21 protein-coding genes and 2 tRNA genes are annotated in these 24,031 nt (G+C 29.8%); 9 read left to right on the top strand and 14 right to left on the bottom strand.

All coding sequences use genetic code 11. From position 1 onward, the window contains the following. The first annotated feature begins 131 nt into the window (after window positions 1-131). Both EAH69_RS10445 and trxA read left to right on the top strand, forming a co-directional pair. The gene (locus tag EAH69_RS10445; RefSeq protein WP_121935150.1) at window positions 132-767 is read left to right on the top strand and encodes a suppressor of fused domain protein; all 636 of its coding nucleotides are present in this window, start codon (window positions 132-134) and stop codon (window positions 765-767) included. Window positions 768-991: 224 nt separating this feature from the next. Continuing rightward, a complete protein-coding gene (gene trxA, locus EAH69_RS10440; protein ID WP_262602266.1) occupies window positions 992-1,357 on the top strand; it encodes a thioredoxin in 366 nt (121 codons plus the stop codon). A 64-nt stretch (window positions 1,358-1,421) separates the two neighbouring features. On the opposite strand, the gene EAH69_RS10435 is transcribed toward trxA, so the two are convergent. The 5 genes from EAH69_RS10435 to EAH69_RS10415 all read right to left on the bottom strand — a co-directional run bounded on the left by EAH69_RS10435 (window position 1,422) and on the right by EAH69_RS10415 (window position 6,310). Then, window positions 1,422-2,843, bottom strand: a complete 1,422-nt coding sequence (locus EAH69_RS10435) for an amino acid permease (RefSeq protein ID WP_121935149.1) — start codon at window positions 2,841-2,843, stop codon at window positions 1,422-1,424. A gap of 258 nt (window positions 2,844-3,101) precedes the next feature. Next, window positions 3,102-4,004 (bottom strand): hypothetical protein, encoded by a 903-nt coding sequence (locus EAH69_RS10430; protein ID WP_121935148.1) that lies wholly within the window; start codon window positions 4,002-4,004, stop codon window positions 3,102-3,104. Continuing rightward, window positions 3,994-4,905: a DUF6175 family protein gene (locus EAH69_RS10425; RefSeq protein WP_121935147.1), complete on the bottom strand. Its 912-nt coding sequence runs from the start codon at window positions 4,903-4,905 to the stop codon at window positions 3,994-3,996. Before EAH69_RS10425 ends, EAH69_RS10430 begins: the two co-directional genes overlap by 11 nt. Before the next feature lie 2 nt (window positions 4,906-4,907). Further along, a complete protein-coding gene (locus tag EAH69_RS10420; RefSeq protein WP_121935146.1) occupies window positions 4,908-5,390 on the bottom strand; it encodes a hypothetical protein in 483 nt (160 codons plus the stop codon). A 23-nt stretch (window positions 5,391-5,413) separates the two neighbouring features. Further along, on the bottom strand, window positions 5,414-6,310 hold the full coding sequence (locus EAH69_RS10415) for a CsgG/HfaB family protein (protein WP_121935145.1): 897 nt from the start codon (window positions 6,308-6,310) through the stop codon (window positions 5,414-5,416). A 332-nt stretch (window positions 6,311-6,642) separates the two neighbouring features. On the opposite strand from EAH69_RS10415, the gene EAH69_RS10410 reads away from it, so the two are divergent. Continuing rightward, window positions 6,643-7,863 carry a helix-turn-helix domain-containing protein gene (locus EAH69_RS10410; protein ID WP_230466783.1) on the top strand — a complete coding sequence of 407 codons (1,221 nt, stop codon included), beginning with the start codon at window positions 6,643-6,645 and terminating at the stop codon, window positions 7,861-7,863. 43 nt (window positions 7,864-7,906) lie between these two features. Here the strand turns inward: EAH69_RS10410 and EAH69_RS10405 are convergent. From EAH69_RS10405 to EAH69_RS10365, 9 genes are all read right to left on the bottom strand, one after another. Continuing rightward, a tRNA-Pro gene (locus tag EAH69_RS10405) sits at window positions 7,907-7,981 on the bottom strand. Between the two features lie 40 nt (window positions 7,982-8,021). Then, a tRNA-Pro gene (locus tag EAH69_RS10400) sits at window positions 8,022-8,096 on the bottom strand. A 59-nt stretch (window positions 8,097-8,155) separates the two neighbouring features. After that, the gene (gene trpB / locus EAH69_RS10395) at window positions 8,156-9,340 is read right to left on the bottom strand and encodes a tryptophan synthase subunit beta (protein ID WP_121935151.1); all 1,185 of its coding nucleotides are present in this window, start codon (window positions 9,338-9,340) and stop codon (window positions 8,156-8,158) included. A gap of 13 nt (window positions 9,341-9,353) precedes the next feature. After that, window positions 9,354-10,025 (bottom strand): phosphoribosylanthranilate isomerase, encoded by a 672-nt coding sequence (locus tag EAH69_RS10390; RefSeq protein ID WP_121935143.1) that lies wholly within the window; start codon window positions 10,023-10,025, stop codon window positions 9,354-9,356. After that, complete coding sequence (trpC, locus tag EAH69_RS10385) at window positions 10,022-10,807, bottom strand: indole-3-glycerol phosphate synthase TrpC (protein WP_121935142.1); 786 nt, start codon at window positions 10,805-10,807, stop codon at window positions 10,022-10,024. The genes EAH69_RS10390 and trpC overlap by 4 nt, the downstream gene beginning before the upstream one ends. Continuing rightward, on the bottom strand, window positions 10,804-11,790 hold the full coding sequence (gene trpD, locus EAH69_RS10380) for an anthranilate phosphoribosyltransferase (protein WP_121935141.1): 987 nt from the start codon (window positions 11,788-11,790) through the stop codon (window positions 10,804-10,806). The genes trpC and trpD overlap by 4 nt, the downstream gene beginning before the upstream one ends. A 3-nt stretch (window positions 11,791-11,793) precedes the next feature. Then, window positions 11,794-12,360 carry an anthranilate synthase component II gene (locus EAH69_RS10375; RefSeq protein WP_121935140.1) on the bottom strand — a complete coding sequence of 189 codons (567 nt, stop codon included), beginning with the start codon at window positions 12,358-12,360 and terminating at the stop codon, window positions 11,794-11,796. 3 nt (window positions 12,361-12,363) lie between these two features. After that, window positions 12,364-13,758 (bottom strand): anthranilate synthase component I family protein, encoded by a 1,395-nt coding sequence (locus EAH69_RS10370; protein ID WP_121935139.1) that lies wholly within the window; start codon window positions 13,756-13,758, stop codon window positions 12,364-12,366. Window positions 13,759-13,947: 189 nt separating this feature from the next. Next, window positions 13,948-16,050: a T9SS type A sorting domain-containing protein gene (locus EAH69_RS10365; protein WP_121935138.1), complete on the bottom strand. Its 2,103-nt coding sequence runs from the start codon at window positions 16,048-16,050 to the stop codon at window positions 13,948-13,950. A 99-nt stretch (window positions 16,051-16,149) separates the two neighbouring features. Here EAH69_RS10365 and EAH69_RS10360 point away from each other — a divergent pair, with 99 nt between their 5' ends. The 6 genes from EAH69_RS10360 (at window position 16,150) to EAH69_RS10335 (ending at window position 23,973) form a co-directional block, all read left to right on the top strand. Beyond that, a complete protein-coding gene (locus EAH69_RS10360) occupies window positions 16,150-16,920 on the top strand; it encodes an enoyl-CoA hydratase/isomerase family protein (RefSeq protein WP_121935137.1) in 771 nt (256 codons plus the stop codon). A 53-nt stretch (window positions 16,921-16,973) separates the two neighbouring features. Then, window positions 16,974-17,735, top strand: a complete 762-nt coding sequence (locus tag EAH69_RS10355; protein ID WP_121935136.1) for an SH3 domain-containing protein — start codon at window positions 16,974-16,976, stop codon at window positions 17,733-17,735. Between the two features lie 22 nt (window positions 17,736-17,757). Then, window positions 17,758-18,531, top strand: a complete 774-nt coding sequence (locus EAH69_RS10350; protein WP_230466782.1) for a hypothetical protein — start codon at window positions 17,758-17,760, stop codon at window positions 18,529-18,531. A gap of 9 nt (window positions 18,532-18,540) precedes the next feature. Continuing rightward, window positions 18,541-19,245, top strand: a complete 705-nt coding sequence (locus EAH69_RS10345; RefSeq protein ID WP_121935134.1) for an SDR family oxidoreductase — start codon at window positions 18,541-18,543, stop codon at window positions 19,243-19,245. A gap of 243 nt (window positions 19,246-19,488) precedes the next feature. After that, entirely contained in the window at window positions 19,489-20,502 is a 1,014-nt protein-coding gene (locus tag EAH69_RS10340) for a glycosyltransferase family 9 protein (RefSeq protein ID WP_230466781.1), read from the top strand. A gap of 87 nt (window positions 20,503-20,589) precedes the next feature. Further along, the gene (locus EAH69_RS10335; protein ID WP_230466780.1) at window positions 20,590-23,973 is read left to right on the top strand and encodes a hypothetical protein; all 3,384 of its coding nucleotides are present in this window, start codon (window positions 20,590-20,592) and stop codon (window positions 23,971-23,973) included. The last annotated feature ends 58 nt before the right edge of the window (window positions 23,974-24,031 follow it).

The following is a 24,031-nucleotide window of genomic DNA, read 5'->3' as shown; positions in this document are numbered from 1 at the left end:
GTAGGTAGCTCGTCGGGCTCATAACCCGAAGGTCATCGGTTCGAGTCCGGTCCTCGCTACTAATAAAGAGTTTCTTTTTTAAAGAAGCTCTTTTTTTATGCGATTTAATTTACTTCAACTATTTTTGTATTATGAATTTAGAGCAATATAGAACTGAATATAAAAAAGATCAAGCTGTTGGTGCTTTATCTATCGAGAATAGATTAAAACAAGTTTACGGAGATTTAGAACCTCGTTTTTATTCACCTCAAATGATGTCTTTTCAAGGTGGTAATGATCCTATAGATGGAGTTGCGGTTTTTGATAATGAAGATTATCGTCATTTAATCTCTTACGGAATGTCACATCTATATTATAATGAGGAAGCCGTAGGTGAGGAATATAGTAAATGGGGAATGGAATTTACTTTTCGTGTTAAACCTTTTGCAGCTGATGGTGACGAAGATCCTTTCTGGGTGATTCAATTAATGAACAATTTAGCTCGTTTTGTGAATGAAACTAAAGTTTGGTTTGATGAATACCAATTTTTACCATTAGGAGGTCCAATCCGATCTGAGTGTGATACAGATATTGTTGGATTGGCATTTGTTAAAGATGTTGATTTAGATGAGATAGATACTCCGCACGGAAAAGTTATTTTCATGCAAATGGTTGGGTTAAATTCTGTGCAGTTAAAAAGATTAGAAGAAAACTCTACAAAAGAGGAAGTTATGTCAGTTTTAGAAGAAATTAAAGCTGTTAATCCAAAATATATTTGTCAGTTATAAGTTAATTGATTTAAGATTACTAACTAACGTTGTTAATTAAATTCTAAAAATATTAATCTTTTGATAATTAATATGTTTTGGTATTTATATTGCAATACCCTATAGGTTATTACTCAGTTAGAGTTAATAATTTTTCATAGGTTTAGGTTGGTAATTAGGCGAAAGCTTAATTTAGCACTCCTTCGGGAGTGCTTTTTTATATCTTAGTATTAAATTTAATAGATATGAATTTCTTTAAAAACCTATTCAGTAAACGGAAACAAACACAAACAGATATAAAAGAAGAGAAAACAATGACATTTGAAGAAGTAATCGCATCTGAAAAACCAGTTTTAATAGATTTTTTTGCAACTTGGTGCGGACCTTGTCAAATGATGGGGCCGATATTACAACAAGTAAAGCAAGAGCTTGGAGACGGTGTAACAATCCTTAAAGTTGATGTAGATAAATATCAAAGTTTAGCAGCGAAGTATCAAGTACAAGGTGTACCAACTTTTGTTATTTTTAAAAAAGGAGAGTTACTTTGGAAACAAAGTGGAGCAAAACCAAAAGAGCAATTAGTACAAATTCTGAATCAATATATAGATTAAGATTTTATTACATTAGAGTCGATTAAAAAAGGCATCAATTTTAGATTGATGCCTTTTTATTGTATTATTTTATTTTTTTAATCAGGTAGTATGAAACGTATAAAAATATTAACCAAATTGGGATTAATATTACAGATGTTTCCATTCCTGTAAATAACATGATGATTAATATTCCGAATAAAAATACTAAACAGATATAGTTACTGATAGGATATAAGAATGAAGGAAATAAAGTTTTAGTTCCTTCTATATTCTTTTGTTGACGGTATTTTAAATGTGTATAAGAAATCATTATCCAGTTGATAACTAAGCTTGAAACAACTAAAGACATTAAAATTGCAAAAGCTGATTCTGGAATAACCTTATTAATAATGATACATATGGCAGCAAAAACAGACGAAACTAGAATCGCCATTACCGGAACACTATTTTTATTTAATTTGTTTAAGAATTTTGGAGCATTTCCTTGTGCGGCTAATCCATATAACATTCTCGAGTTACTATAAACAGAACTATTGTAAACAGATAAAGCAGCAGTTAAAACAATAAGATTTAATGCGTTTGCGATAATTTTAGAAAATTGAACTTCTTGTCCGAATAAACTGATATTAAGACTTTTTAAATTGTCAAAAACAGTAACAAAAGGACTGCTTTCTACTGTAATTGTTTCCCAAGGAGATAAAGAAAATAAAATTACTAAAGCCCCAACATAGAAAATTAAAATTCTATAAATTACTTGATTTGTTGCCTGTGGAATTGTTTTTTCAGGATTCTTAGCTTCTGCAGCTGTAATTCCTATTAATTCTAATCCTCCAAATGAAAACATGATCATCGCCATAGCGGCTAATAATCCACTAAATCCGCCTGAGTTATCACCGGAAAGCCATCCTTTAGGAAAAAAACCTCCATTATTCCATAAATTTTGTACAGTAGCTTGTTCTCCTCCAGTTCCGCTTAATAATAAGTATGATCCGAAAATAATCATAGCGATAATTGCGATTACTTTGATGATTGAGAACCAAAATTCAGCTTCTCCAAATAGTTTTACAGAGCCTAAATTTAAGGCATTTATCACTAAAAAGAAGAATAAACTCGATGCCCATAATGGGATTTCTGGCCACCAATATTGTACGTATATTCCGATTGCAGTTAATTCGGCCATACTTACCAATACATATAAAATCCAATAGTTCCAGCCAGATGCGAAACCTGCAAAAGGTCCCCAATACTTATAAGCAAAATGACTAAAACTTCCTGATACAGGTTCGTTAACAACCATTTCTCCTAATTGACGCATAATAAAAAATGCAATAATTCCTGCAATTGCATATCCTAAAATGACAGATGGCCCTGCTAAAACTGCTGCAGGTCCAATTCCAAGGAATAAGCCGGTTCCAATAGCTCCACCCAATGCGATTAATTGGATATGTCTGTTGGTAAGTCCGCGCTGAAGTTCCTTATTTTTAGTATTTTTTTTCTGACTCACTTTGTTTAATAAATTTTGTTAAAGATATGTAAAAAATTATAGCTGAACTCCTTGTTTATCAATTTGGCAAGATGTGATTAATAGTAATTTTTTTTTTATGTAATTTAATTATTGTATAAAGTATAAAAATATTTATGTTTTCTTTACTTGTTATGGGTATAACTTGATATAGGCAATAAATAAAAACAGCCTCATCTAAATTGAAAAGGCTGTTGAATTGTTATTTATTAAGTTTCAATACAATCGTTTGAAATTGTGTTAATTTGTGATATGGAAGTTAACTTCGTGTTCAGAATTAATGATTAATTTAATTTTCTCTAATTCAGATTGTTTACTAAATCTATCTTTTTCCAACTCAAAATTTCTAATTGTTTCTTGATTAACTTTGTCACCGATTTTATTTATAAGCGCTGTAACGTCATTATTACAAGAGATCTCAGGGTCAATAAAACGCAATTGAGATAAAGCTAATTCATAAGATTCATTTGCTGCAAGTAATTTAGCACTATGTAATTGTTTGTTACAATACTCGTTTTTGTAGCTGTCGTAAATAGAAGTAATTAAATTTTCAATTTCCTTAGAACATTCTATACCTTCAGGAACATATCTCAACAAATTGAATGCATCTGTATATTCTTTTCTATCAATTTTAACTTTAGCAGAGTGAATTATTTTATTACAATTTTCTGAATAGAATTTTTGAATTTTTAATTCACCATCTTTTAAAAAGTTAATTAACCCCATGTCTGTAGGACGAAGCTCTTTAATTGCTTTATGAATTGCAAGATTTGAATTATCTGCAGTTACTAAAAGCGTTTTTTCAAACGAATGAAAACTTGCGTTAAGTTCTTGATTTTCAATAATTAATTGTATGGATAATTTTAAAACTTTAATATCTTGTACTTCTCCAGCTGTATGTTCGTTTAATATTTCTATTTGTGGACGAATTAAAAATGGTGATTGATTTGAAAAACTTACACGATTCTTAAATTGACTTTGTAATCTATCAGCTAAATTTTGGTAATGTGATTCAGTTATTTTATGATTCCCTTTTGGAGTTAAAATTTTATAATCTATTTGACTTACTTTAATTTCCTGAGCATTAATGTTTATTATAAAGCAGAATAATAGGCAAAAAAAATAAAAATATTTATTGCTCATTAGTTTTACCTTTTATAGTTATAAATAAACTTTGTCCTTTAATATTTCGTGTTGCTGTAATATTATTTGTTCTTAAAAAACGAATAATTTCGTTCACGAATTTGTTAGGATTGTAAGGTTTATCAGTTGCTTGGTCAAATAAAGGAATACGAACTTCGTCAAAAATCATTTTGTTTTCGATTATTCCTGCTAAATTAGCTCTTCCTTGAAATGCATTTTCAGAAATAAACTCTTCAATAATTTCATTTAAAAAACGATTTTCATTTACTTCTGCATCAAAATCGATTGAGGAATTTTCATCTAAATTGAAATGAATGACTAAGGCTCTCCCGATATCTCTAATTTCATCCGTCTTAACCATTAAATTGTTTAAAAACTCTTCTTGAATTTTACTAAAGGCTTTTTCAATCAATTTTTCGACATCATTTGTAACAAATCTTCCACTTGATGCAGTTTGATTTGAAAAACTTGCCCCTGTGTGCGTTTCGAAAGCAGTTAGATTAATCGTAATATTAGTACCAGAGGCATCTGTAGTATTTTGAATATCGACTTGTACATAAAAATCTGCTCCAGAACCAGTAAGTAAATCACTTTTGAAATTAGTTTGTCTGTCTGCTGTAAAGGCTGAATTGGCTTGTGCAGCTCTTAGATTCGCAACAAAATCAACAGTAGACCATCCACGTTGATCAAAAGCTTCTTTTACTTTAATAACCGCTGTACGTACTGCGGGATTATCGTCTAAAATTGTTTGGATGTTCTCGTTTTGTTTTGTGTAGGGAACAACCATAATTTTAGCTGCGGCTCTTGCTTGTTCGCTACTTTGTGTTGCAGCAATTTGTGCTTTAATTTGGGTAGCAGAAGTTGTGAAAATTAGTAGAAAAATAAATACTATATTTTTCATGATTAAAATCCAATTTTATTAATGATTTTGTTTTCTTCTAATTCTTTTCTTAGAGCATTGTAATTAATTGTAAACTCAGTAACTGCAGAAATACATTTCACTTTTTCTTTACAGTTATAATATGTTACATCTGAATTCGTTATAAATCTTTTGTAATCTCCTGCCCAAAATTTTTCAAAAAATGCTGCATGAGTTGTTTCTACAGAAGCTCCTTTCTTTATTACACCATTTTTGAAATCAGTTCCTGGAAATCCCATGTAAAGAAATTGTTGAATAGCTTTCTTATGTGCATTTTTTAAAGATTCCTCTTCACCATCTGTTTTTCTTTTGTCAAGAACTTCATCACTGATCCCTCTTAATGTTACTAATCCCTGTGCATTATGTTTAATTACAGTAGAATTTGAATAAGGATTTAAATGCATTTTTGTACAGCTACTAACTAATAATGTTGTAGTAACTACCAATAATAGTCCGATTTTTTTCATGATATTAATTTTTAAATTAGAATTTATTTAGAGATTAATGATATATTTTCGTAGTTTGTAATTGCCTTTTTTAGGTCTTTTTCACCTTCTGTAATTTTAGCGACTGAAAAGTTTTCATCGTCAACTCTTTCAATAGTAGCAGTTGCAATTTTACTGTTCCTTGTAATTGATTTGCCATTTACATTAACTTCAGTACTTGTAATAACATCAATTTTATCTCCTTTAGTCATTCCATAATCACTACCAGCAGCTATTACTAAATATTTAAATGGTCCATTTTCACCTACTTTAGTTTTCAAATCCTTTTCTACCCATTCAACTAATTGGATGTTTGTAGGGAAAGATTCTTTAGCAAAATTTTCAACGTTAAATGATAATGATTCGAGTGCTTTTGAAAATGATTCTTTTGTTGAATTTTGCTCCTCAGTTGCATTTAATAAATTATTTATTTTTAATGCTTTTAATTGAGTTGGTATAAATTGTAATTCACTAGTGATATTTGAAGTGGTTACTATTTCTCCAGTAGATATATTTAAAATTTTCAAATTAATTTCAATAGTACTGTTCCATTTATTCTTTTTCCCTGTGTGATTAACAGAAACAATTTTATTTTCAATTAAATAACTTGCACCTTTACTCACGCCATCTACGATAGTATTTTTGCTATCTAAAAAGGCCTCCGTGCGTTGTAGTTGTTTTTCCTTTTCTAATGCTTCAATATTACGGCGATCAACAACTGTGAATTTTTTAGATTTCACAAAAGCATTGATTACAGTTTCTGCAATAATATTCGCTTCTTGCTGTTCTAAATTTCCAATAGTGTAAGTAGCTGGAATAAATGCTATGTTTATTTTTTCCTGGGCATTAGCCAGAAATGAAAATCCTAATAAGAATAAAATTAAAAACGTTTTTTTAATCATGTTGTAATAAATAAATTGATACTTCAATTGCTATTATAGATAGCAGTTTTTTAACAATTACAAATTTTTAATTATTCATTCTTATGTACAAAATCTTAGGTGGTAGTTAGTGGGTGGTTTTTTATTTTTTACTACTTTAAAGGGTAGTATGGTTTTGTATTTTAGAGTAGTAAATATCCTTAGATTATTGTATTCTAAGTATTTAATAAAAGGTAAAAAATATTTTGATTTTAGACAGCTTTATCCTTATTGTATATTATTTTTAATGTTTATTTTTGACAGCTTTTACCCGAAACTACCTTTAATTAAGAAGTATGAAATCAAATTTAGTAATGAATTGGACATTATTTTTAACTATTTTATTTTTATCTCCGGTGTATGCATTAGATGATAAAAATTTAAATAATAAAATTGATAGTCTAAATGATATAGGAAAAGTAAAGGAATCAATCATTTTGCTTGAAAAAATTACTAGTAGTAATAACACGGATCAACTTAAAAAATCGTACGCTTACATTCTAAAGGCGATTACATATAAGAGATTTTATAATTATCCTGAAGCATTAAATAATTTAAATCTAGCTTTAAAATCTTCAAAAGGTTCAGTTCATTATCTTGAAGTTGAAAGTCGAGTTAAACTTGAAAAACTATTTATATATTTTGATACAAAGCAAAAACATAAATTTGAAGCTTTGCTAAAAGACATTAATTCTGATAATTTAAAATTTGTCAAATCTGAAACAAGGGTGTTTTATGAATCTATATTGGGACATATAGAGCTTGAGAAAGGTAATTTGGAAAAGGCTGAAAAATACTTTGATTATTGTATAATATTATTAGAAAAAGAAAATCCAAGACATCTCCCTACTATTTATAAAGTTAAAGTAAATCTTTACAATAAAATGAATAAAAAAGATCTTGCTTTGGGGGCATTTGAAAAAGGAATGTATTATGCTAATAAATACAATGTTGATCTGTATAAAATTGTAATGTTAGAGACATTACTTTATTATTATATTGATAATAATGATTATAAAAATGCATATTTTACTCAACTTAAAGTCAGTAAAGAAAGATTAAAGTATAATGATAGAGAGGTGAGTGGAAATCTAATACAACTCGAAAAAAAAATACTTGATGAAAGAATTACGCAAGAGCGTTTAGAGAATAAAGCTTTAAAATATATAATGATATCGATTATTATATTGCTCTTATTATTGTTATTTTTTTTAAGTAAAAAACTTATTTTGATTAATAAAAAACATAAAATAATAACTTATGAAAATGAAGAATTATTAATTAAATTGAATGAAATTAACTACATAAAAGAAAAAAAAGCAAATGATTATAAAGATGCTATTGATTTAAATCCCTACAATCTTTCTTATAGACAGATCGAAATAGTTAAATTAATCAGGCAGGATAAATCCAATAAAGAAATTAGCTCTATATTATTTATTTCGGAGAATACGGTCAAGTATCATTTGAAAAAAATATTTGAAATACTTAATATCAGCAGTCGTTCAGATTTAAAATCTAAAAATATTATATAAAAAAAGCCTCTTCAAAAATGAAGAGGCTTTTTATTTTGTTTCGTCGGGGTGGCAGGATTCGAACCTGCGACCTCCTGCTCCCAAAGCAGGCGCGATGACCGGGCTACGCTACACCCCGATTAAGGTGTTTTACGATAAATTAATCTCGGAAAAATTTGTCGGGGTGGCAGGATTCGAACCTGCGACCTCCTGCTCCCAAAGCAGGCGCGATGACCGGGCTACGCTACACCCCGATGATCTCTTTATCGTGGGTGCAAATGTAGGACTATTTTTTTATTCTAACCAAATATTTTTAAGAATATTTTTCAGAAAATTTCATGTACGTTTCTAAATCTTTATCTCCTCTACCCGAAAGATTCAGAACCACAATATCTTGCGGTTTAAAATCTATTTTTTCTAGAACGGCTAAAGCGTGAGAAGATTCTAATGCTGGAATGATTCCTTCTTCCTTTGTTAATAAAAATGCTGCTTGTAAAGCTTCATCATCTGTTGCATTTAAAAAAGTTCCACGTCCTGTTTTAAATAAATGTGCATGTAATGGACCAACTCCAGGATAATCTAATCCTGCAGAAATCGAATATGGTTCTACAATTTGTCCATCTTCATCTTGCATCAACATGGTTTTACTTCCGTGAATAATTCCTTCTGAACCTTTTTGCATTGTAGCCGCAGTTTCTCCAGAATCTACACCTAAGCCTGCAGCTTCAACTGCGATTAATTTCACTTCTTCATCATCTAAAAAATGATAAAAAGCTCCGGCAGCATTACTTCCTCCACCAACACAAGCAATTACATAATCAGGCGTTTCTTTTCCGTATTTTTCTAATAATTGTTTACGAATCTCTTCTGAAATAATCGCTTGAAATTCTGCTACAATCGCTGGATAAGGATGAGGTCCAACTACAGATCCAATTAAATAGTAGGTTTCAGGGTTGTTAATCCAGTAACGAATAGCTTCGTTTGTCGCATCTTTTAATGTTTTACTTCCAGAAGTTGCAGCAACAACTGTAGCACCTAACATTTTCATTCGAGCAACATTTGGCGCCTGACGAGCAATATCAATTTCGCCCATAAAAACAGTACATTCTAAACCTAATAAAGCACAAATAGTCGCAGTTGCTACACCGTGTTGACCAGCGCCAGTTTCAGCTAAAATCTTTGTCTTTCCCATTCGCTTAGCTAACAAAGCTTGTCCGATGGTATTGTTCACTTTGTGTGCTCCTGTATGGTTTAAATCTTCACGTTTTAAAAGAATATTTGTCCCAAATTTTTCAGATAATTTTGGTGCGTAATATAATGGACTTGGGCGTCCAACGTAATCTTTTAATAAGCCACGGAATTCACTTTGGAATTCTTCGGTATAAAAGTATTTATCAAAAGCTGCTTTTAATTCATCGCAATTATGATGTAATAATTCAGGGATAAATGCTCCTCCAAAATCACCATAAAATCCGTTTTCGTCTACTGAATATTTCATTTTGTTTGTTCTCTTAATTTTGTTCAATTCGACCATCAATTGTGTCGATAAATTGTTTTACTTTTTCGATGTTTTTGATTCCGGGTTCAATTTCAAAACCACTGTTAATATCAAAACCGATGCATTGTGGATGTTTGAAATTTTTCAAAACCAATGCGTCTTCTAATTGAATTCCACCACTTAATAAAAAGGGTGTTGATAACTGATAGTTTTTCAACAGCTGCCAATCAAACTTTTTTCCACTTCCGCCATATTGAGTTGACTTTGTGTCTAATACAAAACTATCAACAACTTGTTGATAACCTTTTAATTGTTCAAAATCAGTGGTTTCATTAACGCCAATTGCTTTCCAAATTTTAAAATCTAAAAACTGTTCAGATGTTAATAATTGTTGATGTTTAGCTTCAATTAATTCTTGACAAAAAGATGGCGTTTCATCTCCATGAAGTTGTACAACATCCAATTCAAATTGTTTTACTTTTTGAATGATTTTTTCAACACTTTCATTTACAAAAACTCCAACGCGTTCTGCATTTGGAAAAATTTCAAAAATGCTTTCATCCTTTATAAATCGAGGAGATTTTGGATAGAATATAAATCCAACATAATCAGGTTCAATTTTAGTTAAAGCTTTAAAGTTTTCAACTGAATTATTTCCACAAACTTTTACTTGAAATCTTTTCATTTAATCTGATTTACAAATTCTTGAAATGCATTGCCTGGATTTTCGTTTTTCATAAAGTTTTCACCTATTAAGAAGGATTGAAATCCTGCAGCTTTTAAATCTTTCACTACTTCTGGATCTGAAATTCCACTTTCGGCAACTTTGATTAAATCTTCAGGCAATTTCTTTAATATCTGTTTTGATTTTTCTGTATCAACTTCAAACGTTTTTAAATTTCTGTTGTTTATACCGATTAAATCAATAAACTCATTTACTTTTTCTAATTGATCTTCCGAATGAATTTCCAACAAAATTTCTAAACCAATTTCTTTCGCCAATTTCGCTAAATTGAATACTTCATCCTTTGTTAAACATTCAGCAATCAATAACATCAAATCTGCTCCAATCGCTTTTGTTTCGTACACTTGGTACTCGTCCACAATAAAATCTTTTCGAAGAATCGGAATATTTAAAATCTGTTTGGCTTCATTTAAATCATCAAAACTTCCACCAAAAAAATCTTCATCAGTCAAAACCGAAACAACAGAAGCGCCAAATTGTTCATATCCAGAAACAACATCTTTTATATTAGCATGTTGATTAATGAAACCTTTCGAAGGCGATTTACGTTTAAATTCGGCAATAATTCCAGTTTTATTTGGATCTAAAATAGAAGCTTTAGCAGATCTCACTTTTTGTGTAAAAAAAGAACTTTGTTTAAAATCTTCAATTGAAGTTTGTTGTTGCTTTTGTTTGATTTCAATTCGTTTTTGATCAACGATTTGATCTAATATATTTTTCATCGGTTGGTTAATTTTTTAAAGATTTCGAACGCTTTTCCAGAGCTTAAACTTTCTTCAGCAATTGCTACACATTCTTTTAAATCTTTGGTTGGATTTATTGTTTTTAAACCTAAAGCTGAATTGGCTAAAACGACATTTTTACGAGCTTTTGAACTTTCATTTTTCAAAACAGAAAGGAAAATTTTAGCATTATCTTCAATTGAAATTCCTCCAGAAATTTCTTCTGCTTTTATTGTTTCAAATCCGAAATCTTGACTTTGAATCAAAAATTCGCCTTCATTCGTATATACTTTCGTTGGCGATGTTAAAGAAATTTCGTCATACCCATCTAAAGCTGTAGAAATCGAAAATTTATTATCCGAATTTTGCATCACATAATGATACAAGCGAGCCGTTTTCACATCAAAAGTTCCTAAGTTTTGATGCGTCGGCTGAACCGGATTAACCAAAGGTCCCATCAAATTAAAAAATGTTTTTACACCTAAACTTTTACGCAAAGGCGCAACTTTTTTTAGCGCAGGATGAAACAAAGGCGCATGTAAAAATGTGATTCCTATTTCGTCGTATTCACGATTTAATTTTGTTTCATTATTCGAAAATTCATAGCCAAAATTTTCTAACATATTAGAAGAACCACTCACCGAAGAAGCTCCGTAATTTCCTTGCTTAATCACTTTTTCGCCAGCTCCAGCAATCACAAAAGCGCTTAACGTAGAAATATTAAAGGTATCTTTTCCATCGCCACCAGTTCCAACAATATCTAAACCTTGATTTGGCATATTTACTTGATGACACAAATCCAATAATGCACGACGATAACCATTTAATTCGGGTAACGTAATATTTCGCATATTGAAAACCGTTAAGAAAGAAGCAATTTCGATATCAGAATATTTAGATTCAGAAATATCAACCATAATTTGGTAAGCTTCTTCTTCAGAAAGTGTATAATTTTCGAATAATAGATTCAATAACTTTTTCATCGCTTAAGCTTTTAACCAGTTTTCAATCATTTGTTCACCTTCTGGCGTTAAGATTGATTCAGGATGAAACTGAACCCCACGCACATCATAAGTTTTATGACGTAATGCCATTACTTCACCTTTTGGACCAACAGCCGTAATTTCTAAATCTTCAGGAAAATTTTCGTTAGATACCACCCAAGAATGGTAACGACCAACTTTTAAATTTAGATCTAAATCTTTGAAAAGAATTTCATCCGATTTAATCACTTCAATAGTTGATTGCACACCATGAAAAACTTCTTGCGTATTTAATAAAGTTCCTCCAAAAACTTCTCCAATCGCTTGTTGACCTAAGCAAATTCCGAAAATAGATTTTGTAGGTGCATATTTCTCAATAATTGGTTTTAATAAATTCGCTTCGTCCGGAATTCCAGGACCAGGTGAAAGTAAAATTTTATCATATTTTTCAACATCTTCTAAAGCAATTTCATCGTTACGAAAAACGTCAATATTATTCGTGAATTTCTTTAAAGCGTGAACGATATTATATGTAAATGAATCGTAATTATCTAAAACTAAAATTTTCATGGTTTAAATGTTTTGTGCTAATAAAATGGCTTTGCGTAAAGCGCCTAATTTGTGGTTAACTTCTTGTAATTCGTTTTCTTCGATTGACTTAGAAACTACTCCTGCGCCTGCTTGGAAATACAATGTATTTTGTTTGCTAACAAACGTACGAATTGCAATTGCCATATTAATTTCGCCATTAAATCCTAAATATCCAATCGCTCCACCGTAAATTCCACGGTTTTGATTTTCGTACTGATCCAATAATTCCATTGCTTTAAATTTGGGCGCTCCAGAAAGTGTTCCGGCCGGAAAAGAATCAGCAAAAACTTTCATTGTATTTAAATTCGGATCTAAATCAGCAATTACCTTCGAAACCATGTGAATAACGTGTGAAAAAACTTGAATTTCTTTGTACGATTCAACCGAAACATTTGTAGAATTTCGACTTAAATCATTTCGAGCTAAATCAACTAACATCACATGTTCTTCGTTTTCTTTCGGATCATTAATTAATTGATTCGTTAATTCTTTATCCAATTCTGGTGAACCGGTTCTACGAACAGTTCCAGCAATCGGGTGAATTTGTGCTTGATTATCGCGAACAATCAATTGGGCTTCAGGTGAAGAACCTAAAATTTTATAGTTTCCATAATCGAAATAAAATAGGTAAGGAGAGGGATTGATGGAACGTAATACGCGATAAACATTGAACTCGTCACCCGAGAACTTTTGCTTGAACTGTCTTGATGGAACAATTTGAAAAACATCGCCACGGAAACAAGATTGTTTACATTGTGAAACGATATTTTTAAATTCCTCATCCGTTAAATTAGATTCGATTTTACTTTCGATTTGGAAAGGATATTCCACGAAAGTTTTGTTTCGAATGATATTTTTTATGTCTTCAAAATTTGAATTTATTTCCTCATTCTGAAATTCTAAATATTGAATTTCGTTATGAAAATGATTGAAAACAATGATGTTTTGATAGAATGAATAACGAACTTCTGGAATCGTCGCTTCGTTTCCTTCGTTCGTGAATTTTACTGTTTCAAAATACGGAATAGCATCCCAACCAATATATCCAAATAGTCCGTTAATGATTAATTTTTCGTCAGAATTGATTTCAAATTGTTGCGCAAAATTCTTGATAACTTCTGCTAATTCTTGCCCTTGTAATGCGTATGTTTTTTCTTCACCATTTTGGTAAGATTCAGTTACGATTCCTTTATTTACTTCAATTGTTGCAATTGGATTTAAACAAATAAAAGAATTTGCATCAGATTTAGAATGATAATCAGAACTCTCTAATAATAAAGCGTTCGGGTAAATATCACGCAATTTTAAATACATCTGTACAGGAGTTCTTAGATCTCCCAGACTTGTTTCAGTTTGTATTTTAAATTTTAAATTCATTGGATTTTGGTATAAAATGTTTGGATTGGGTACAAAAAAAAGGCTTGTCGATTCCGACAAGCCTTTCCTACATATAACTACATAGAGGTCTTACGAATCAACGTTTTGTTGCTCGATAAACCACCACCAGTTATTTGTAAATAATGTTTTCATTGGGACAAATGTATAAAGGATTTTATTTTTTGCAAATTAAATTTTGATAAATTTTTTAGAAACCTTTCCATTCTGATTTTCTATTTCTATGATATAAATTCCTTGTTTTAAATTGTCTACCATTATAGAGCCTTTATTAATATTAAAATTTAAAGATTGAACTAATTGTCCATTGAAATTATAAATCTTGATTAAATTCTCATTAGAATTTGTTTCAATATATAAAATATCTGTTGTAGGGTTAGGATAAATATCAATACTTATAGGATTTGTAATAGTTGAAGTATTCAATACTTGTCTAGAACAAGGTTCACTTGAGTTTATTAAATTAAATGATTCAGACGCATTAGTTTGATGATTGTAATAATTATTTCCGTTTACTGCTCTGAAATTAGGAATGTCATCAACAATAATGTTTGGAGAGACATTTGATTTGGTTTCTAATGTGAAATATTTAGTTGTATTAATATTGTTTCTAAGATCAATTGTGATAGGTGCTTGATCATAAATTTGTAATCTAACATTTGGATTATTACATAGGTTTAAAATTCCAGTAAAATCACTGATTATAGGTGGATTTAAAGATAATGAACTAAATGCAAGATTCTTTAAATTAGTGTTGTGAACAAACATATTAGTTAAATTCATTTTTACAGGAACTGACCAATACACTAACTTTTCAAGATTAGTTAAATTATTAAAATAATTATTTTCAAATTCTATAGTAGGTAATATGATGTTATTTGTATAATAAAAAGTTCCATTTCCATAAAATTGTAATGATTTTAAGTTCGTATTATTTTTAAAATCTAATTTAGGTAAGGTATGAGGATTTATGTAATGAATATTTACATCTTCTAAATTTTGTAAATTATTGAAGTTAATATTTGCCGAATTTCCAATAGTTAAATATAATCTCTTTAATTGTTGTAATTGATCAATATTTAGGGGCAAAATGTAATCATCATATTGTAAATTACTTAATTGAGCATAATTGATTAGGTAATCTAATTCTCTTAAATTAGGATGGTTAATAAAATCTATATTTGAGACATAATTTTTAGGAATGTATAAATTAAGTGTTTCTAGCTCGTTTAAGTTGTTTAAAAGAGCTATGTTTTCAACAAAACCATTAGTGTTAATATATAAATTCTTTAATTGAGGTATTTGTGAAAAGCTATTGTTTAAAGCTATGAAGTTTTCGTTATAACTTGTAATGTGTAAAGATGTCAAGTTATTTAAATTGTGTAACGAATTAGGTAAATAATATAAATTATATGATTTTATTTCTAAAGAATTTAATTGAGATGCGTTTTGAATGTCATCACTTAAGTTTGAAAAATCACCACTAAGTTTAAGTTTTTTTAGCGTATTTGTATAAATATTATTTGAAATAGATTCAATCCTATTAAGACTCAAATCTTCTAATATTGGAAAATTTCTGTAAAAATCTATATTTTCCATATTTGTATTTACTAGATCTAATTCTAATCTTTTTATTATAGGTCCAGTAATATTCTCTAAAAGACTATAATTATATTTAGAACTACTTATTTTTAATTCATTTATATTATTATAAATTGTATTTATTTCAATTTCTTTTAGATTAGATAAATTTAAAATCTTTAATGTAGGGAAAGAGTTAATAGAGCTACTGTTTTGAATAATAACATTTATTTTAGGTGCAGTCGTATTATTAAAAGAATTAAATTCAAATTTTTCTAATTTTTGTAAATTGGTTAGTTGATTAAAATCAACTTTATAATCTTGATTAAAATTAGAATTGTTAACAATTGATGAATATCGAGCTTCAGGTGAAATTATTATTTCTTTAATTTCAGTTAATTGATTTAAATCTGAATGTAAATCAGTTACTAAGTCTTGAGTTATAGAAACGTTTGTACCATTAGTAATATTTACGCTAGACGGTAAATCAATTTTTGTAACTCTATATTCGTTATTAATTACTTCAGTAGTTAGTCCATATATTTGATTTAAAGGACGACTAAAATATCCATCTTGATATCGTTTTAATTTTGAGTATAAAGATATAATAGCATCTTTATCTGTTTGTGAATCGGTTTGTCCGAATAAAATACTGGAAGTTGTAATTAAGATTAAAGTGAAATATTTTAGCATAATTCAATATTAGTGTTGAGTAAAAATATGTAATAATTAATAAAAAACCATTATTTTTAATCCATAAAATCAAATTGTAAAACACACAAAAAAATAACAATGACTTACGAGAATTTATTAGTAGAAGTAGAAAATAAAATAGCAGTTGTAACATTAAATCGTCCACAAGCTTTAAATGCTTTAAATAAAGGAATATTAGATGATTTATCTTCATTTTTTGATGATGTAAAATCGAATGATGATATCCGAGTAATTATCTTAACTGGAGCAGGTGAAAAGTCGTTTGCTGCAGGAGCTGATATCAAAGAATTTGCAAGTTTTAATGCAGAAGAAGGAAAACAATTAGCTGCAAAAGGACAAGAACGTGTTTTTAACAAAATTGAAAATTGTACAAAACCTGTAATTGCTGCCGTAAATGGATTTGCTTTAGGTGGAGGATTAGAATTAGCAATGTCTGCACATTTCCGCATCGCCTCAACTAATGCAAAATTAGGTTTACCAGAAGTGACTTTAGGATTAATCCCTGGTTATGGAGGAACACAACGTTTACCAAAATTAATTGGGAAAGGTCGCGCGATGCAAGCAATTATGACAGCTGATATGTTTACTGCAGAAAGAGCAGAACAAATTGGTTTAGTAAATGAAGTAGTTGAGCAAGCAAATTTATTAGCAAGAGCAAAAGAAATCGCAGGTAAAATCACTAAAAATTCGTCGATTGCAATTGGACAAGCAATCACAGCGATAAATTCTTACGATAAACCGAATGGATTTGATATCGAAATTGCTAGTTTTGGTTACCTTTTTGAAGAAGATGATTTCAAAGAAGGAACTACAGCTTTCGTAGAGAAAAGAAAACCAAATTTTAAATAAGAAATTAGTTAAAAAGGCTCCTTTTCAAGGAGCTTTTTATTTTAATAATAGAAATGAAAAATAAACTTTTAATGTTATTGATGTCGATGAGTGCATTTGCATCGGCTCAAGGAATTTATCATGTAAATGCAGTAGATGGTTTAACAGTAAGAACCAGTGTAAGTGGGAAAAAAATTGGTAAAATTCCGTACGGATATCAAGTAAAAGTTTTAGAAAAATCAGATCCTTTGGTAATTAAAGACGAAGGGAAATCGATCAGTGGAAATTGGGTAAAAGTTGATGGAAAATCAACGCAAATTATCATCGACCCAAATTTTAAAGAAAGTTACGATCCGCAAGGTGTTTATGTTTTTGATGGATATTTAACGAGTCAGAAAGATTTTATTAAAAAAGCAGAAGATAAATTAGCAAAGCATCCGGCGTTAAAAGATTACTATTTAGCAACATCGTATAAAGTTTTTGCAATAAAAGGTGACTTTTTTGCAGATGGTGTTGAAGATGATGTTTTTCGTGTGATTTCGCCAGAAGGTAATGTTCGTGTAATGGCAATTAATAACAAAGCGGTCGGAAGTGATATTTATGGATTAGGAGGACCAAAAGATCCTTTTGGAATCTTAGATTATGATTTCGATTACTTTTATAAAGTACCTAAAAACACACCATTTTGGGCTGATAGAAATGGAACTAAATTAATGAATCAAGTATCAAAAAATGATATTAAAACATTTACATATGATGCTTTGTATTTGAATGATTTAAAAAATAATGGTGGATATTTTTACCGATATGGTAAAAAGTGGAATCTATTAAAGTAGAATACAATTTAAAAACAACCCTATGAAAAATTATCAATTATTAATCCTTTTGATTCTCTTTCCAATTCTTGGAATGGGACAAGAATTTGTTGTAAATACGCCAAATGGTGTAATAGTAAGAGATAGTCCAAACGGTAAAAAAGTTGGAAAATTATTCAATGGAACGAAATTAACCGTCGAAAAGAAGTTAGCAGCTTTTTCAGTTACAGATAATGGAAAAATAATTGATGGTAATTGGGTGAAAGTGAAAATAGATCCTTCGAATTTTGAATTTAATGAAGACCTTAATAGTTCTTATGATTTGGATAAATTGTATCTATTTGATGGTTTTATTACTTCATTAGAAGATTATTTGAATGAAAAGGAATTAATTATCTCTAAATATTCAGCATTAAAAAATTATTATTTAGCAAAAGATTATAATGTGTTTGCATTAAAAGGCGATTTTTTTGGTGATGGAATTCAAGATGATTTATTTCGAATGATTGACGAAAATGGTTCAGTTCGTATTATCATACTAAATCATCAACAAGATGGTAGTAAAATTTACGGTTTAGGAGGTCTTAAAGATCCGTTTTCTATTAATGATTATGATTTTGGGGTTTTGTCTAAAGTTCCGAAAGGCACTACGCTTTGGTCTAATTATGATGATGATTTTAGAGAATTGAAAGATGTTCCAAAAAATGAATTAGTTAAACTAAACTACGATGCAATTTATGTTCATAATGCTGAAGCTTGTGGAGGCGGATATATTTTTTGGAAGAATAATAAATGGAATTGGTTACAACAAGAATAAATAATAGATATGCAAAATATAGAAAATAAAGTCGCTTACATTACGGGTGGTACAAAAGGGATTGGTTTTGGAATTGCAAAATCGTTAGTTGAAAACGGAATTAAAGTTGTGATTTCTGGTCGTAACATCGAAGATGTTGAAAAAGCGAAAGCTGAATTAGGTTCTGAAAACGTTTTAGCAATTCAATCAGATGTAAGAAATTTTGATGATGAGGTAAAAGCGGTAGAGCAAATCGTTGCATCTTTTGGTCAATTAGATATTGTCATTGCAAATGCAGGTTTAGGAAAATTTGCACCGGTTGATAAAATGTCTTTAGAAGATTGGAATGCGATGATTGATACTAATTTAACTGGAGTTTTTCATACAATGAAAGCAACTGTCGAACAGTTAAAGCAAACGAAAGGTTATTATATTTCGATTGCGTCATTAGCCGGAACAAACTTTTTCCCTCAAGGAGCTGGTTATAATGCGTCAAAATTTGGTGTAGTTGGGTTTACACAAGCAGCAATGTTAGACTTACGCAATTACGATATTAAGTGCACAACGATAATGCCTGGTTCAGTAACTTCTCACTTTAATGAGCACGTTCCAAATGAGGAAGATGGATGGAAAATTCAGCCAGAAGATTTAGGTCAAATGGTTGTCGATTTATTAAAAATGAACCCAAATGTTTTACCAAGTAAAATAGAAGTTCGTCCTACGAAAACTAAATAATTTAAAATAAGCTCTTTATGAGCTTATTTTTTTTGAAATAAACTAAAAAAGAGTACTTAATAAGTATTAAAATAAATTATAAAGTATATAGATTTTTTATATAACAAATTCAATTCTTCGTCGTTAATTTACTACATAAATCAAGTTGTATTTTAATCTTGATTTTACAAACATACATAACAAACACTCCAGTTTAGAACAATGAGTTTTAAAAGTAAAATTAACCACTATCGCCGTACGATTATGAAATCGTTAACGGGCAATGTTCAAAACTCTGAATCTTATCAAAAGATTCCATATCAAGATTTAAAAATTGATCGAGTTTTAATTTCAAGGCCTAATCAACGATTAGGAAACACATTATTAATAACTCCATTGGTTCAAGAATTGGTGAAATTTAATCCAAATATTACTATCGATTTGTTTGTTAAAGGCGGTGTATCTCATGTCGTTTTTGAAAATTATCCACAAATAGATCAAATTATTAAACTTCCTCGTAAGCCTTTTAAAGAGTTGGTTGATTATATAAAGGTATGGATTAAAGTGAGAGGAAATAAGTATGATTTGGTTATAAACGTCCACGAAGAATCAGCTTCAGGACGAATTTCAACAAAAGTAGCTCGCTCAAAATATAAAATGTTTGGAAATGAATTTTTGAATGACATTAATAGTAATGAACAAGTTCATTTAGGGAAAATGCCAGTTTATCAGTTCAGAAAATTTATTGAGAATGTAACTGATCATAAAATTGAATCAGAGTATCCAAAATTAGATCTTAAATTATCGCTTGATGAAATTGAATACGGAAAAGGTGTTTTATCAGATTTAATTCAAGATCCATCTAAAAAAACATTGGCATTTTTTACTTATGCGACAGGTAGTAAATGTTATGTTAGCGATTGGTGGGATAAATTTTATGTAGACTTTAAAGAAGAATTTGATCAAGAATATAATTTAATAGAAATTCTTCCGGTTGAAAATATTTCTATGTTGAATCATAAATTACCTGCTTTTTATAGTCAAGATATTCGTGAAATTGCTGCTGTAATGGATAATTGTGATTTATTAGTTGCTGCCGATTCAGGAATGATGCATTTAGGTTGTGCGACATCAACTCGTAATTTAGGTTTGTTTAAGTCTGGAAATACAGAAAAATATAAACCTTACGGAAAAGGAAATTCTATGGCTTTGGTTACAGATATTTCTTCGGAAGGTTTGGTTGATAAAATGAAGGAAATTTTACAAAATCAAAATTAAACTGATTTTAATGCGTTTAAAATATATTAATTTGCATTAAAATTATAAGTGACCAACCGACTGCTATATCTAATTTTATTTTTCTTTTTGTTTGTAAATCTACAAGCACAGGAATTTGGTTGGCAAAATCCTAATTTTAGACAAGAAAATCATGTTGTTACTGATACAATAAAACTTTATAATTTCGGAATTTTAACCGAAAAATTTCAGGTATTTGATGAGCAAGGTAACTTGATTTCTAATTCAAATTATTCAGTTGATTTTTCTCGAAACGAAATTTATTTTCATCCACTTTTTAAGGGAACAAATGTTACGATTAATTACTTCATTAATCCACAATTAGCAAAAAATAGTATAGCAAAAAGAGATTCTTCAATGATTGTTTTTAATAATCAAAAAATAGATGAATTTCATCAAATAATACCAAATAAAACTTTTCAAAATACTGATTTTTTTAAAGGTTTAAATAGTAAAGGATCTTTGGTACGTGGAATCCGATTTGGTAATAATCAAAGTGGTTCGGTTCAGTCATCTTTAGATTTAGAATTAAGCGGAAATTTATCCGAAGATTTAACGATAAAAGCTGCAATTTCTGATAATAATGTTCCGATTGAGACTGATGGTTACACGCAAAAATTACAAGATTTTGATAAAGTTTTTATTGAAATTGCAAACAAAAATTCAAAAGTAAGAGCTGGTCATATCGATATTAATCATCAAGACGATTTTTATAACAGATTTACACAAAAGGTAACAGGTTTACAACTTTCAACTCGTTTAGAAAATGAAAACTCGTCGACTGATATTTTTACAACAGGAAGTGTTACTCGTGGAGAGTTTAAGGAAGTAGATTTTATTGGTCAAGACGGAAATCAAGGGCCTTATCGATTAACGGGGCAGAATAATGAATTATATGTTATTGTCCTTTCTGGATCTGAAAAGGTTTTTATTGATGGAGTTCAATTAATTCGTGGAGAAACAAATGATTATGTAATTAATTATAACACGGGAGAAATTACATTTACAACAAATCGATTAATTACTTCTAACACGCGTATACACATTGAATATCTTTATAATAGTCGAAATTATTCGCAAATATTTCTTTTTGGAGGTATTCGTCATCAGCGTGATCGTTTCAAAATTGCAGGACATTTTTATTCACAATCAGATGCTAAAAACAATAGCTTAGGTTCTGATTTATCAGATGATGAAAAGGAAATTTTAGCAAATGCAGGAAATGATCGTTCTCGTATGTATTCGGTTTCTGCGGTTTTAACTGATTTTGATTCGAATAAGATTTTATATCGAAAAATTGATCAAAATGGGAATCAAATCTTCGAATATTCTGCAAATCCTGACGATGAATTATACCAAGTTACGTTTACGTATATGGGAAATAATCAAGGAAATTACCGAACTATTAATGCAACGCAAAATGGAAAAGTCTTTGAATATGTTGAGCCAATTGCCGGAATTCCACAAGGAGATTATGAACCAATTAAGCAATTAGTTGCACCAAAAAAATCTCAAGTTTATACGATAAATTCAAGATATGATTTCAAGAAAAATGGATTTATTCAATTTGATGGAGGCTTAAGTAACAACGATTTTAATTTATTTTCTTCTATTGATGATGAAAATAATGTTGGTTTGGCGGGTAGAATTTTAGCTCAAAAAGATTTTCAATTTAAAGATTGGAAAGTTTCTCCAATTGCTGAATTTGATTTTATGAATCAAAATTATTACACGGTAGAAGGAGTACGAAATGTAGAGTTTGCTCGTGATTTTAATATCAGTCAGGAGTTTTTAGGTTTAAGACAAACTTTAGCAAAAGTCGGTTTAAATACAGATTGGAAAGAAAAATTCAAATCATCATATCGTTTATCTTATTTAGATTATAAAGATTATTATCAAGGTTTTAAAAATGAATTAATTTCAACTTTTGAAACAGAAAAAGATAATTGGAAGGCGAATTTGAATCATTTATCAAGTGAAGCCACTGATCAAAATTCAAACTTTTTACGATACGATCTTGATGGTCAGCGCAAGATTGGTAAAAAGAATCAGTTTTGGGTTGGAATACGAGTTTATGGCGAAAATAACGAAGTTGATTTACACGAAACGCAATCAAAATCTCCGATAAGTTTTAAGTTTAACGAGTTTCAAGTGAAAGGTGGTTGGACCGATTCTATTGGTCGTAAAATCGATGTTACTTTATATACGCGTAAGGACGATTCTATCCGTTTGAATAATTGGGTTCGTATGCAAAACAGTCAAGGAATTATCTTTAATTCTCAACTGATTCAGAAAGCTGATCATCAATTAGGATTAAATTTTCATTATCGAAAAGTAAATTATGAATATGAAAATTCGCCAAACGAAGCGTTTATGGTTGGGAATGTTAAATGGTACAAAGCTTTATTTCATCAAGGTTTAACCATGAATGTAGATTATGGTTTAGGAAGTGGAGTAGAACCGCAACGTGAATTTCAGTATGTGAAAGTTGCGGACGGAATGGGAATCTATAAATGGACGGATTATAATGGAGATGGAATTGAGCAATTGGATGAGTTTGAAATCGCCGAATTCATCGATCAAGCGAATTATATTCGGGTATACACAAATACAGTACAGTATTTAAAAACGAATAAAAATGAATTTAATTTCTCGGTAAGAATCCGTCCACAACAAATCTTTCAATCAAAAAATAAATTTGTATCGCGTTGGTCTTTTCAACAGGTTATTTCAGCAACTAATTCGTTACGTAAAGAAGACGATGCATTGGAGTGGAATCCTTTTACGAATTCAGATTTAATCTTAGGAAAAACTCGAAATGTTCGTTCGATGGTTTATTTTAATCAAGGTGCAAATTACAAATGGTTAGCGACGTATACATTTAATCAACAAGCGAATCAAACATACGTGTATACTGGTGCTGAAGCACGAGATATGCAAACAAATACATTATTGGTTCGTTATAATATTAATCCTTCATTTCATATTCAGAACGAATTTACTTTGGCTAAAATCAAGAATAATTCGGATCTTTTTGCTTCACGACGATTTGAGTTAGAGAATTATAAAATCAATCCAAAATTAACGTATCAATACGGGAAAAGTTTTTCTGCTTCTTTATTTTATTCGTATCAAAACAAAGAAAATATAACTGGAATTGAAGAGTTAAAACAATCGGATTTAGGAACTGAAATTCAATGGAACGAAGTTTCTAAAATGAGTCTATTGGGAAGTTTTTCTTTTGTAAAAAATGCTTTTATCGGAAATGGTGATTCGGTTGTCGGAAATCAAATGATGGAAGGTTTACGTGCCGGAAATAATATGGTTTGGCAATTGCAAGTACAACGACAAATTAATTCATTCTTACAATTAAACATTTCGTACGATGGCCGTAAAACGGAAGCGAATAAAGCAATTCATACAGGAAGTGTTCAGTTGCAAGCAAGGTTTTAATGGAATGATGAATGATGAATGATGATTTTTTTTGTCAAGCTGAATTTATTTCTGCTTC

Source organism: Faecalibacter macacae, from assembly GCF_003687725.1.
GTDB lineage: Bacteria > Bacteroidota > Bacteroidia > Flavobacteriales > Weeksellaceae > Empedobacter > Empedobacter macacae.
This window is presented reverse-complemented; position numbering and strand designations above follow the sequence as displayed.